This window comes from Halomonas sp. E19 (assembly GCF_052439355.1).
In the GTDB taxonomy this organism is placed as follows: Bacteria; Pseudomonadota; Gammaproteobacteria; order Pseudomonadales; family Halomonadaceae; genus Halomonas.
Window position 1 is genome coordinate 867,682 of sequence record NZ_JBNFWU010000001.1, and the last position, 12,456, is coordinate 880,137.

The 12,456-nt window shown below is 64.6% G+C and carries 13 protein-coding genes, 1 other RNA gene and 2 pseudogenes; 11 read left to right on the top strand and 5 right to left on the bottom strand.

From position 1 onward, the window contains the following. The 6 genes from rpsI (at window position 1) to ACUDAL_RS04665 (ending at window position 4,518) form a co-directional block, all read left to right on the top strand. Window positions 1-390, top strand: a complete 390-nt coding sequence (gene rpsI, locus ACUDAL_RS04640; protein ID WP_444677289.1) for a 30S ribosomal protein S9 — start codon at window positions 1-3, stop codon at window positions 388-390. Window positions 391-600: 210 nt separating this feature from the next. Then, window positions 601-1,191, top strand: a complete 591-nt coding sequence (gene petA / locus ACUDAL_RS04645; RefSeq protein WP_444677290.1) for a ubiquinol-cytochrome c reductase iron-sulfur subunit — start codon at window positions 601-603, stop codon at window positions 1,189-1,191. Beyond that, window positions 1,191-2,450, top strand: coding sequence for a cytochrome b (locus ACUDAL_RS04650; RefSeq protein WP_444677291.1), 1,260 nt, complete (start codon window positions 1,191-1,193; stop codon window positions 2,448-2,450). The genes petA and ACUDAL_RS04650 overlap by 1 nt, the downstream gene beginning before the upstream one ends. Continuing rightward, a complete protein-coding gene (locus ACUDAL_RS04655; protein WP_444677292.1) occupies window positions 2,450-3,217 on the top strand; it encodes a cytochrome c1 in 768 nt (255 codons plus the stop codon). Before ACUDAL_RS04650 ends, ACUDAL_RS04655 begins: the two co-directional genes overlap by 1 nt. Window positions 3,218-3,375: 158 nt before the next feature. After that, window positions 3,376-4,002 carry a stringent starvation protein SspA gene (sspA, locus tag ACUDAL_RS04660; RefSeq protein WP_444677293.1) on the top strand — a complete coding sequence of 209 codons (627 nt, stop codon included), beginning with the start codon at window positions 3,376-3,378 and terminating at the stop codon, window positions 4,000-4,002. A 57-nt stretch (window positions 4,003-4,059) separates the two neighbouring features. Next, on the top strand, window positions 4,060-4,518 hold the full coding sequence (locus ACUDAL_RS04665) for a ClpXP protease specificity-enhancing factor (protein WP_444677294.1): 459 nt from the start codon (window positions 4,060-4,062) through the stop codon (window positions 4,516-4,518). A 141-nt stretch (window positions 4,519-4,659) separates the two neighbouring features. Here the strand turns inward: ACUDAL_RS04665 and ACUDAL_RS04670 are convergent, their stop codons facing one another. The 5 genes from ACUDAL_RS04670 to ACUDAL_RS04690 are packed head-to-tail and all read right to left on the bottom strand — an operon-like array spanning window position 4,660 to window position 7,978. Continuing rightward, complete coding sequence (locus ACUDAL_RS04670; RefSeq protein WP_444677295.1) at window positions 4,660-5,238, bottom strand: BON domain-containing protein; 579 nt, start codon at window positions 5,236-5,238, stop codon at window positions 4,660-4,662. Window positions 5,239-5,243: 5 nt separating this feature from the next. Next, on the bottom strand, window positions 5,244-5,837 hold the full coding sequence (locus ACUDAL_RS04675) for a phosphoheptose isomerase (protein ID WP_444677296.1): 594 nt from the start codon (window positions 5,835-5,837) through the stop codon (window positions 5,244-5,246). Window positions 5,838-5,872: 35 nt separating this feature from the next. Continuing rightward, entirely contained in the window at window positions 5,873-6,241 is a 369-nt protein-coding gene (locus tag ACUDAL_RS04680; RefSeq protein ID WP_444677297.1) for a YraN family protein, read from the bottom strand. Next, window positions 6,225-6,542 carry a penicillin-binding protein activator gene (locus ACUDAL_RS04685; protein WP_444679309.1) on the bottom strand — a complete coding sequence of 106 codons (318 nt, stop codon included), beginning with the start codon at window positions 6,540-6,542 and terminating at the stop codon, window positions 6,225-6,227. The genes ACUDAL_RS04680 and ACUDAL_RS04685 overlap by 17 nt, the downstream gene beginning before the upstream one ends. Then, on the bottom strand, window positions 6,434-7,978 hold the full coding sequence (locus tag ACUDAL_RS04690) for a penicillin-binding protein activator (RefSeq protein ID WP_444677298.1): 1,545 nt from the start codon (window positions 7,976-7,978) through the stop codon (window positions 6,434-6,436). The genes ACUDAL_RS04685 and ACUDAL_RS04690 overlap by 109 nt, the downstream gene beginning before the upstream one ends. Before the next feature lie 105 nt (window positions 7,979-8,083). On the opposite strand from ACUDAL_RS04690, the pseudogene rsmI reads away from it, so the two are divergent. From rsmI to ACUDAL_RS04715, 5 genes and pseudogenes are all read left to right on the top strand, one after another. Beyond that, window positions 8,084-8,939: pseudogene (gene rsmI / locus ACUDAL_RS04695) on the top strand (16S rRNA (cytidine(1402)-2'-O)-methyltransferase). A 53-nt stretch (window positions 8,940-8,992) separates the two neighbouring features. Further along, window positions 8,993-9,360, top strand: an RNA gene (gene rnpB, locus ACUDAL_RS04700) — RNase P RNA component class A. A gap of 71 nt (window positions 9,361-9,431) precedes the next feature. Then, a complete protein-coding gene (rsmH, locus tag ACUDAL_RS04705; RefSeq protein WP_444677299.1) occupies window positions 9,432-10,388 on the top strand; it encodes a 16S rRNA (cytosine(1402)-N(4))-methyltransferase RsmH in 957 nt (318 codons plus the stop codon). An 8-nt stretch (window positions 10,389-10,396) separates the two neighbouring features. Beyond that, entirely contained in the window at window positions 10,397-10,726 is a 330-nt protein-coding gene (gene ftsL, locus ACUDAL_RS04710; RefSeq protein WP_444677300.1) for a cell division protein FtsL, read from the top strand. Between the two features lie 50 nt (window positions 10,727-10,776). Continuing rightward, window positions 10,777-12,428 (top strand): annotated as a pseudogene (locus ACUDAL_RS04715) (peptidoglycan D,D-transpeptidase FtsI family protein). Window positions 12,429-12,456 lie beyond the last annotated feature (28 nt).

Consider the following 12,456-nt stretch of genomic DNA (forward strand, 5'->3'; position numbering starts at 1 on the left):
ATGACTCAGCAATACTACGGTACCGGGCGCCGCAAGACTTCCACGGCTCGCGTTTTCCTCAAGCCGGGCACCGGCAAGATCACCGTGAACGATCGTGAACTCGACCAGTATTTCGGTCGTGTCACCGGTCGCATGGTAGTGCGTCAGCCGCTCGAGCTGACCGAAACCACCGGCCAATTCGACGTGTTTGTCACCGTCAAGGGTGGCGGCGGTTCCGCTCAGGCGGGCGCCATTCGTCACGGCATCACTCGTGCCCTGATGGAGTACAATGAAGACTTCCGTCCGACGCTGCGTGCGGCAGGCTACGTCACGCGTGACGCTCGCCAGGTCGAGCGTAAGAAGGTCGGCCTGCGCAAGGCGCGCCGTCGTCCTCAGTTCTCCAAGCGTTAATCGCTTCGTCGAACGAAAAAACCCGGGCCAATGCCCGGGTTTTTTTATTTTTATTTCAGGTAATTACAAACGGAATTCCACCTTGGTCAGGCCTCCTTCGTCTTGTGCGAAGCGGAGCGATTCCTTACTATATGGCGGATTTGGTATCCGTGGTCGCGGGAGTCCTCCCCGTGCTGGATCAACGGGTAAGCTGATGGGAGAAACCAGAAAATGGCAGACAACGGCGTGAACAAAGGGCGGCGCCGACTGCTCCTGGGAGCCACCACCGTCGTGGGTGCGGTGGGGGCTGTAGGAGTGGCGGTTCCCTTTGTGGCTTCCTGGCAGCCGAGTGCCAGGGCGAGAGCGGCGGGGGCGCCCGTTCGGGCGGATATCTCCAAGCTCGAGGACGGGCAGCGCATGACCGTCGAATGGCGTGGCCGGCCGGTATGGGTCGTGAGACGCACGCCCGAAATGATCGAGCGTACTGAGCAGTTCGACCCGACGCGCCTGGCCGATCCGGACTCCCAGGTGCCACAGCAGCCCGCCTACATCTCCGGCCCGTTGCGCTCCATCCGCCCGGAAATCTCCGTACTGATCGGCATCTGCACTCACCTGGGCTGTTCCCCGCTGTTCCGCCCCGAGCCGGAAGACGTGGACATGACGGCCTGGCCGGGCGGCTACTTCTGCCCTTGTCACGGTTCCTACTTCGACCTGTCGGGCCGCGTGTTCCGCAACGTGCCGGCGCCGACCAACCTCGAAGTTCCGCCTTACCGCTTTGAAGGCGACGATATCATCGTCGGCGAAGATGAGGAGACCGCGTGATGGGTAACCCGAATCGTGTCAAGGCGGAAAGCGGTTTCATGCGCTGGGTCGACGACCGCTTCCCCGCCACGCAGATGTGGCAGGAGCACCTGTCCCAGTACTATGCGCCCAAGAACTTCAATGTTTGGTACTTCTTCGGATCGCTGGCGCTGCTGGTGCTGGTCAACCAGATCCTGACCGGGGTATGGCTCACCATGAGCTACAACCCCTCCGCCGAAGGCGCCTTCGCCTCCGTCGAATACATCATGCGCGACGTGGAGTATGGCTGGCTCATTCGCTACCTGCACTCCACCGGCGCGTCGGCCTTCTTCGTGGTGATCTACCTGCACATGTTCCGCGCGCTGCTGTACGGATCGTACAAGGCGCCGCGCGAGCTGGTGTGGATCTTCGGCATGGCCATCTACCTGCTGCTGATGGCAGAAGCCTTCATGGGCTACCTGCTGCCCTGGGGCCAGATGTCCTACTGGGGTGCCCAGGTCATCATCTCGCTGTTCTCCGCCATTCCCGTCATCGGCCCCGATCTGGCCCAGTGGGTGCGGGGTGACTTCCTGATCTCCGGCATCACCCTGAACCGCTTCTTTGCCCTACACGTGGTGGCGCTGCCCATCGTGATCCTGGCGCTGGTGGTGTTGCACCTGATCGCGTTGCACGAAGTGGGTTCCAACAACCCCGACGGCATCGACATCAAGGCGAAGAAGGACGAGACCGGCAAGCCGTTGGATGGCATCCCCTTCCACCCCTATTACACCGTCAAGGATGTCTTTGGCGTCGCGGTGTTCCTGTTCGTGTTCGCCGCTGTGGTCTTCTACTTCCCAGAGGGTGGCGGCTACTTCCTCGAGCGGCCCAACTTCGAGCCGGCCAACCCGATGGTGACGCCGGACCATATCGCGCCGGTGTGGTACTTCACGCCCTTCTACGCGATCCTGCGTGCGATCACCTTCGACCTCTTCGGCCTCGATGCCAAGTTCCTGGGTGTCGTGTTCATGGGCGGTGCGATCGCTGTGCTGTTCGTACTGCCGTGGCTCGACCGTAGCCCGGTGAACTCCATGCGCTACAAGGGCTGGATGTCCAAGGTCATGCTCGCGCTGTTTGCGGTCAGCTTCGTGGTCCTGGGTATTCTCGGCGCACTGCCCGCCACGCCGATGCGTACGGCCGTGGCACAGCTGTGCACCGTGATCTACTTCGCCTTCTTCCTGCTGATGCCGCTGTACACCAGGATGGAGAAGACCAAACCCCTGCCGGAAAGGGTGACTGGCTAATGAAAAAGCAACTGCTCGCACTGCTCTTCGCGCTGGTGCCCTTCACGGCGATGGCTGCACCGGCTGTTGATGTGCCGTACTCGATGACGCCCGACCTGAACAACAAGGAGTCGTTGCAGCGCGGCATGCAGCTCTATGTCAACTACTGCATGGGCTGCCATTCGCTGGAGTTCCAGCGCTTCGCGCGGGCTGCCGAGGATTTCGGCATGCCCCAGGATCTGGTAGAACAGAACCTGATCTTCTCGTCGTCGCTGGCATTCAACGATCAAATGCACACGGCCATGACCCGTCAGGACGGCGCCAATTGGTTCGGCGCTCCGGCGCCGGACCTGACGCTGCACGGACGTCTGCGCGGCACCGATTGGATTTACTCCTATCTCATGACGTTCTACCGCGACCCCAGCCGTCCGAACGGCGTCAACAACGCGGTGTTTGAGATGGTGGCCATGCCCAACGTGCTCGAGCCGCTGCAGGGGGTACAGGAGCGCGTCTGCTCTCAGACGGATCGCCCCGTGCCGGGTGCCGAGCTCGACCCGCTCACTGGCAAGTACCAGTCGTGCGACGTGCTGCAGGTTACCCGCCCGGGTGCTATGGAGCCGGCCGAGTTCGAGGAGGCGGTGTACGACCTGACCAACTTCCTCTCCTACGTGGGTGAGCCTTCCAAGCTGCAGGCCCAGGTGCTTGGCCCGAAGGTGCTGATCTTCATCTTTATCTTCGGCGTGCTGGCCTACCTGCTCAAGCGTGAGTACTGGCGCGATATCCACTGATTCGCTGCGAATCGGTCTGTCGTGACCTGAGGGGCGTATGGCGATAGCCATACGCCCCTTTCCTTCTGCCAGGAACCCGCATTGCCTGCAGGGCAGGCGTCCACCCGACGATGACGGCGTGCTATCATGCGGGTTCGAATTGAAGCGAGGATAGTTTCATGGGTGTAGTGGCCAAGCGATCATCGATGATCTTCTATTCAGGGAGTGATGATCACTTCAGTCATCGTGTGCGCATCGTGCTCGCTGAGAAGGGCGTGGCGGTAGATATCGTCGAGGTCAGCGGTGACCAGCGACCCGAAGAGCTCGCCGACCTCAATCCGTACAACAGCGTGCCGACGCTGCTGGATCGGGATCTGGTGCTCTACGAATCCAAGGTGATGATGGAATACCTCGACGAGCGTTTTCCTCACCCGCCGCTGCTGCCGGTCTATCCTGTCGCCCGGGCCCAGAGCCGGCTTTGGATGCATCGCATAGAGCGCGAGTGGTGCCCGATGGTCGAGCAGATCGAGCAAGGCGGCAAGAAGGAGGCGGACCGGGCGCGCAAGGAGCTGCGCGAGAGCCTGGTGGGCATCTCTCCGATCTTCGAGGACGTGCCCTTTTTCATGAGCGAAGAGTTCTCGCTGGTCGACTGCTGCATTGCCCCCATTCTGTGGCGCTTGCCGGTGCTGGGCATCGAGCTACCCGAGAAGCAGGTCAAGCCGCTGGTGACCTACATGGAGCGCCTCTTCGAGCGCGATGCGTTCCTCTCCTCGCTGAGTGAGAACGAGCGCGAAATGCGTACCTGAGCGTGGTGCCGGGCCGCGGCCTGGCATCGCCAACGTCAACGAGGAGGGCAGAGCCAAATGCTGTCGAGCCGTCCCTATCTTGCCAGAGGCCTCTACCAGTGGCTGCTGGACAACGACCTCACCCCGTATATCGTGGTGGATGCTGAACAGCCTGGCGTCATCGTGCCGCGGCAGTTTGTGCAGAACGGCCAGATCGTGCTCAACGTGGGCCCAACGGCGGTGCGCGATCTTTTCATCGGCAACGATGCCGTCCGCTTCCACGCCCGTTTCAGCGGCCAGCCGATGCGGGTCGAGGTGCCGAGTGAGGCGCTGGTGGCCATCTATGCACGTGAGAACGGCATGGGCATGGTCTTCGGCCATGAGCCGGTGTTGCCTGGTCCGGGGCAGGACGAAACCGATGGTGCCGAGCGCGCGGAATTGACCGGCGTCGAGCGCGACGTTGCGCGACCGCAAGGTGATGAGCGTGGCGCCGATACGCCTCGCAAGGGCAAGCCTTCGTTGCGTGTGATCAAGTAACCGTCTGCGCGACACGGCGCGCCTGATGGACGCAGGAAAGTTTATCGCGATGCCAAACACAAAGGGCCGGGGAGATTCCCCGGCCCTTTGTGTTCTTGCTCAAGTCATGCCTGGCTGGCCACAGGTCAAGGCGCAGTGCGGTCAATCCAGGTAGTCGAAGACCTTGACGATGCGCTGCACGCCGCCGATGTTAGCAATCGCGTTGACGATGCGGTCCGCTTCCGAGCGTGTCACGATGCCCATGACATAGACACTGGCGTTCTCGGTCACGAAGCGCAGGCGGGTAGTGTCGATGCTCTGGTCAGCAGCCAGGCTGGTGCGAATACGCGTGTTGATCCAGGTGTCTGACATGCGCTGGCTGGCCGGCAGGTTGGCGGCGACCGAGAGTTCGTTATGTACGTCGCGCACGTTGCGCACCTCAAGGGCGACTTCGGTAGCTCGCCGCTTGAGCTCTTCGCTCGGTACCTGGCCGGTGAGCAGCACGATGCCGTTGTAGCTGTCGACATTGATCCGTGCGTCGCCCAGGCGCGCGTCGGACCGCCGTAGGTTGTGAGAGATCTTGGTTTCGATGCTCTCGTCCTCGACCTGGGCGCCTAGGGTGCGCTTGCCGTAGTTCTCGTCGATGGTGCCAGGATTGGCGACACCGGTGACGGTGGTGCAGCCGCCGAGGGTCAGTGCCATAGAGATGATCAGCAGGCTCAACAGTCTCGTGAACGTCATGGGGATTACTCGCTGCTACCGAAGAGTTGTTCGTCGATGAGGTCGCACAGGCAGTGGATGACTAGCAGATGCACTTCCTGAATACGCGCCGTCGAGGTGGCGGGCACGCGAATCTCGCAGTCATCCTGGCCGAGCAGGGAGGCCATGTTGCCTCCGTCGCGGCCGGTCAATGCCACCACGGTCATGTCGCGGTCGTGGGCGGCCTGAATCGCCTGGATGACATTGGCGGAGTTGCCGCTGGTGGAGATTGCCAGCAGGACGTCGCCGGGCTGACCCAGGGCGCGGATCTGCTTGGAGAAGACCTCGTTGTAGCTGTAGTCGTTGGCGATCGAGGTCAGCGTCGAGGTATCGGTGGTCAATGCCAGGGCGGGCAAGCTCGGGCGCTCTCGCTCGAAGCGATTGAGCAGTTCCGATGAGAAGTGCTGGCTGTCGCCGGCGCTGCCGCCGTTGCCGCAGGCCAGTATCTTACCCTCGTTGACCAGGCACTGGACCATCATCTGACTGGCCACCTCGATGAAAGGCGGCAGTACCTCGCTGGCGTAGGTCTTGGTATCGATGCTGGCGTTGAAGTGGCCAAGTATACGTTGCTGAAAATCCATTCTACCGAGTCCTGGTGCAGGGGACTGTGAACCGGTCAGAACGCGTCGAAGGCGCTCTGCACCCAGTCGAAATCGAGAGCGGGTGGGGTGCCTGTCACGGCCAAGGCGTCAAAACGGCAGGGACATGATAGCCGGTTGCGCGCGAGATAAAAACGCGCGGCATGGATTAGCCGACGCTGTTTTGTCGCGGTGATGGTTTCAAGGGGATGGCCATGGCGGCTGTCGGCACGGTGGCGCACCTCGACGAAGACCAGCGTTTCGCCGTCACGCATGACCAGATCGAGCTCGCCGCCCTTGCACTGCTGGTTCGCCGCCAGCAGCACCAGGCCGCGGGCGACGAGCCAGTCGGCGGCCAGGCGCTCGATCTGCGAGCCCCTGGCGCGGGCATCAGCGGAGCTGACCATTGCCGAGCACTTCGAAGGAGAGGATAGGCCTGGGTACGCCACTTTCGAAGCGTGCCCAGGGCAGGCGGCGCTGGATGCGCCCATCATGGCCGGGGACCAGCAGGCCCGTTGCGCCGTGGACCTGGCTTTCCGGCAGGAGCTGCAGCTGCGGCAGGCGGCGCGCCAGCTCATAGGCATCCACACCCATGGCCATCAAGCGGAAGATCGAGGCGTCGCTATCCTGGCGCAAGGTGCGATAGCTGGCCAGGTAGGGCAGGGCTTCCACGCCTCCGACCGCTGCGTCGGGGATCTGCCAGGGGATGTCGAGGAAATAGACGTCGTCGAGATCGTGATCCAGCAGCGGCTGGGGGCGCCCTCGAACAGATGGGAGGTGGCATAGATCGGCAGATCGGCGGCGCCGGCGAAGTCCAGGTTGGGTGGCACCTGGCGCGCGTAGCTGGGCAGCGCTAGCAGGAACAGCATGTCGGGGCGTCCGCCGGACAGCGCGCGGCGGGTGCTTTCGGTGGCTGAGCCGCGGGGGTCGTAGGTCACCAGCGCAGTGATGATGCCGTCGCGCAGACGCCACTCCTGCTCGAAGGCGCGGCCGACGCGTGCGCCCCATTCGTTATCGGGTACCAGCATGGCGCTGCGGTGGTGGCCATCCTCGCGTGCACGGCGCGCCACCTGGCGCGCCTCGTCTTCGGCGGAAAGCCCGAACTGGAACAGGCCCTGGGCGCGGTTGGTGTCGCCATGGCCGTAGTTCAGCGCCAGGGTAGGCAGCGGCACGCTGTCGCGGTTTTCAAGCTCGGTGACCTGGTCCTTGTCCAGCGGGCCGATCACGACCTGCGCGCCCAGGTTACGGGCTTCTGCATAGAGCGCCTCGAGATCGCCGTAGCTGGCGTCGATGAAGGAAAGCCGGACGTTGCCGTTACTTTCCGCCGCGCTGCCATGATGTGCTCGGATGCCGTCGCGAATCGCCTCGGCCACGCTCGCTAGCGGCCCGGACTGGGGCAGGAAGACGGCAATATGGTTCACCGTCTGGCCGCGCAGTTCGCGCAGGGCCAACAGCTCCTCCGGCACGCGCCTGGCGGCGGGGTGGCGGGCATTGCGCTCGCGCCACTCCTCCAGGCGGACGAACAGACGTTCGATGTCGCCGCTGCTGTCGCGCATCAGCTGAGCCAGGTCGATCCAGCCTAGCGTGATGGCGTCGGCATCGTCGGCGAGGACGGACAGTTCGTTGCCCTCAAGGCGGGAGATCGAAGACCAGATCGGGTTGTTGAGGGTGTCGCGGTCGGTCTGGGATTGCACCCACAGCAGCAGGGCGGCGGCCGCTTGATGCTCGTCGAGACGCGCGAGGGCCAGGCCGCGCCGCTCGCTGAGGATCACGCGGGCGTCGCGCGGCAGTTGAATCTCGTCGAGCAGTTCGGTGGCCTGGATGACGGCCCAGGGTTCGTCGACCTGCTCGCCAAGCTCGGACAGCAGCATGGCCCAGTGTAGGCGGTGCTCGCCCGGCAGTCGGGCGTCATCGATCGCCACGGCAACTTCGTACGCCTGCGTCGTCTGGCCCTGCTGTGCTAGGATGTCGGCCGCTTCGAGACGGCTGATCGCCGCCTGCTCCGGGCCCTGCTCACGGGCCTGCTCCAGCAGGTGGCCGGGGTCGTCATCGGGAATCCGTTCCACGATGCCAGGCGGGGCGCAGCCGGCCACCAGGAGCGCCAGGAGTACAAGGGCCAGCAGGCCGCGGGACGTTTTCAGCATGAATTCTTCCTTGTCCGGTGAGCTTCTAGGTGTGCGCGAAGCGCGCTCAATCCCGGTTGTCTCGTTATGATCGTAGCCAGCCCGACAGACTCCCGAGGAGCCGATATGTCTCGCATCAGTATGGGTACATTGTACGTGGTCGCCACGCCGATTGGGAATCTGGAGGATCTGGGGGCGCGTGCGGCGCGCGTACTGGGCGAGGTGGCGTTGATCGCGGCCGAGGATACGCGCCACACCCGCCAGCTGCTGCGCCACCTGGGCTTGGCGACACCCATGTTGTCGCTGCATGACCACAACGAAGCAGCCAGGGTAGAGCAGCTAGATGTGCGTCTCGTCGATGGCGATGACATCGCGCTGGTCAGCGATGCCGGTACGCCGCTGATCAGCGACCCGGGTTTCGTGCTGGTGCGTGAGCTGCGGGCCCGCGGGAGGCGTGTTGTTCCGGTGCCTGGTCCTTGCGCGCTGGTGGCGGCCCTGAGCGCTGCAGGGCTGCCAACCGACCGCTTCCTGTTCCACGGCTTTCTACCAGCCAAGCCCTCGTCGCGCAGGCAGCGACTCGAGGCGCTCAAGCGCCACGCGGAGACGCTGGTATTCTACGAATCCCCCATCGCATTCGCGCTACGCTCGAGGATCTCCAGGTGGTGCTTGGCGAGCGGCGCCTGGTGCTGGCGCGCGAACTGACCAAGACCTTCGAGACCTTTCTCGAAGGCACGGCCTTGGCGCTGCTGGCGCGCATGGAAGACGACCCGGACCAGGCGCGTGGCGAGTTTGTGGTGATGGTGAGCGGCGCCGAGTCGAACGGCGTCGACGTGCCAGGCAGCGTGGAGGCCGAAGCGTTGCTCGAGGCGCTGCTTGCCGAGGGGTGGGTGTCAAGCAGACCGCGGCCGTCGCGGCTCGCCTGCTGGGCGGCGGCAAGAAGTCCTGGTACGAGCGGGCTCAGGCGCTGAAGCCGTCGCGCTGAATCAGGGTGGAAAGGCATTGAGAGGCCATGGGTGCACTGGTATTCTTGCGCTCGGAGTCGGCCAGACAGTCGCCGTTGCCTGCCATCCTCGTGGTGGCTGGCGAGGGAGGAAAGTCCGGGCTCCATAGGGCAGGGTGCCAGGTAACGCCTGGGCGGCGCGAGCCGACGGAAAGTGCAGCAGAGAGCAGACCGCCTACGTCTCCTGCGGGAGGCCGGCAAGGGTGAAAGGGTGCGGTAAGAGCGCACCGCACGGCTGGCAACAGCGCGTGGCATGGTAAACCCCACCCGGAGCAAGACCAAATAGGAACCCGATGGCGTGGCCCGCGCTGGGTTCGGGTAGGTTGCTTGAGGGCCGTGGTGACGCGGCTCCTAGATGAATGACTGTCCTCGACAGAACCCGGCTTATCGGCCGACTCCCTTGTTTTCCATACCTCCCGATATCGGTCATCAGGCCGGGGCATAAATTTCGTTACCGATACCTCAGGGAAGCGCATGTCGTCGACCGCATCTGAACCGGCCCACCGCGGCTTCCGTCATGCCAGCGTCCTGTTGGATGGCGCCGTCGAGGCGCTCGTCAACGATCCGCGCGGTGCCTACCTGGATGGCACCTTTGGTCGCGGAGGCCACTCCCGTGCGATTCTTGAGCGCCTGGCGCCGGAAGGGCGCCTGCTGGCCATCGATCGCGATCCCCAGGCCATTGCCGCCGCCCGCGCCATCGACGACCCCCGCTTTGCCATCGAGCAGGGCGAGTTCGCCCGCCTAGGCGAGCTGGCACGCCGCCATGACCTTTATGGTCGCCTGGACGGGGTGCTGCTCGATGTCGGCGTCTCGTCGCCGCAGCTGGACGACCCGGAGCAGGGCTTCAGCTTCCTGCGCGACGGGCCGCTGGACATGCGCATGGATCCCACCCGTGGCGAGAGCGTGGCCGAGCGGCTGGCGCGGGCAAGCGAGGCGGACATCGCCCGGGTGTTCAAGGTCTACGGCGAGGAGCGCTTCGCCAGGCGCCTGGCCAAGGCCGTGGTGAGCCGGCGCACCGAGCGCCCGTTCACGCGCACGGCCGATCTGGCGGAAGTGCTCAAGACTGCCCATCCGGCCTGGGAAAAAGGCAAGCACCCGGCCACCCGTGCCTTCCAGGCGCTGCGTATTCACATCAACGGTGAGCTCGACCAGCTTGACGCCGCGCTGCAGGCCGCGCTTGAAGCCCTGGCACCCGGCGGGCACCTGGTCGTGATCAGCTTCCATTCGCTGGAAGACCGGCGGGTCAAGCGCTTCATCCGGGAGCACGTGCGAGGCGACGTCGATGTACCCAAGGGCGTGCCGCTGCGTGATGACCAACTGGCCAGGCGGCTGGAGGCGCTGGGCAAGGCGCAGCGTCCTTCCGCAGAGGAAGTGGCGGGTAATCCCCGGGCACGCAGCGCCGTGATGCGCGCCGCGCGCAAGCTGCGCTGAGGCCCGCCATGCTGCAAGGACGACTGCCTACCCGCACGGAACTCGCCAACTGGCCGTTTGGGCGCCTGCTGAGCTTTCGCCTGCTGCTGGTGGTCACGCTGGTCCTGGCGTGCCTGGCCAGCGCCATGGCCGTGATCAACACCAGTCATCTCACCCGCGAGCAATATGCCCGGCTGCAGCAGCTGGAGCGCGAGCGCGACCAGCTGCAGACCGAATGGGGGCAGCTGCTGCTGGAAGAGAGCGCCTGGTCATCTCCCGCACGCATCGAGCGTCTGGCCACCGAGCGGCTTGAGATGCGCCTGCCCGATGTCAATGAAGTCGAGGTCATACGGCCATGAGCGCCGACGTTCGCAGTAGCCCCTCGCGGCGGCGCCTGCCGATTAAGCCCATGGGCGGAGCGCGCTATGCCCTGGTGCTGGGGCTGGTCATCATCGGCCTGTTGATGCTGGCCGGGCGTATCGTGACGCTGCATGTGGTCGACCGTACCTTCCTGCAAGGGCAGGGCGATGCCCGGATCCTGCGCACCGAGTCACTGACCGCCCACCGCGGCATGATTACCGACCGCCACGGCGAGCCGCTGGCGATCTCGACGCCCGTGGTCACGCTCTGGGCCAACCCTCAGGAGTTACCGGAGGATCGTATCCAGCGCTTGATGTTGGCCCAGGCGCTGGGCATGGATCTCAACGACCTCGATGCCAGGCTCGAGCGTTTTGCCCACCGCGAGTTCATGTTCTTGCGCCGCCAGCTCACTCCGGAGGCGGCCCAGCGCGTGCTTGACCTGCGCATGACGGGCGTCTATGCCCAGCACGAGTACAAGCGCTACTACCCGGCCGGTGAAGTGGCCGCGCAGCTGCTGGGGGTGACCAACGTCGACGACATGGGTCAGGAGGGGTCGAGCTTGCCTATCAGCCCTACCTGGCCGGCACGCCGGGCCAGCGTCGGGTGATCAAGGATCGCCGGGGGCGCCTGGTGCGCGACCTCGCGCTGCTGCGTGAGGCGCAGCCGGGAGGCGATCTGGTCCTCTCCATCGACCAGCGCCTGCAGTACATGGCCTATCGCGAGTTGAAGGCCGCGGTGGCCGAGCATCAGGCCGATGGCGGGGTCGTAGTCATGATGGATGCGCGCACCGGCGAAGTGTTGGCCATGGCCAACCAGCCTTCTTACAATCCCAACAACCGCGCGGGCTTGGATCCCCGCGGGCTGCGTAACCAGGCCATCGTGGACGTCTTCGAGCCCGGCTCAGTCATGAAGCCGCTGGCCATGGCCGCGATCATGGAGAGCGGCCAGTTCAGCCGCGACGTGGTGGTGGACACATCGCCGGGCTGGATGCGTATCGACCGCTTCACCATCCGCGATATTCGCAACTACGGCCGCCTGGACCTGGCCGGGATCCTCGAGAAATCGTCCAACATCGGCATGTCACGGCTGGTGCTGGCGCTCGACGACCCGCTGGTGCCCGACCTTTACCGTCGGCTGGGCTTCGGCCAGAGTACCGAGACCGGTTTCCCGGGCGAAGCGGTCGGCCACATGCCGGCGCCGGTGCGCTGGTCGCGCAGCCAGTGGGCGGCACTCTCCTACGGCTATGGTCTCTCCGTTTCGGCCCTGCAGCTGGCCAGCGCCTATACCGCTCTGGCCAATGAGGGCGTGCGCATGCAGCCTTCGCTGCTGAAACTGCCTGACACGCCACCGGGCCTGCCGGCCATCGAACCGTCGGTGGCCTACGATCTGCTGCGGATCATGGAAGAATCGGTGCAGCCGGGTACGGGCGGACGGCGGGCGGCGGTGCCGGGTTATCGCGTGGCCGGCAAGACCGGCACCGTGCGCAAGACCTCGGCCACTGGCTATGAGCAGAATGCCTACCGCAGCCTGTTTGCCGGCGTTGCCCCGGTGTCGGACCCGCGCATCGTGACCATCGTGATGATCGACCATCCGCGAGGCGGTGATTACTTCGGCGGTGCCGTGGCGGCACCGGTGTTCTCGCGGGTGACCGGCAGTGCGCTGCGCCTGCTGGATGTCCCTCCAGACCAGCGTGCCCGATGATGCCCGTGCCATTCCATGCGGAGACCTC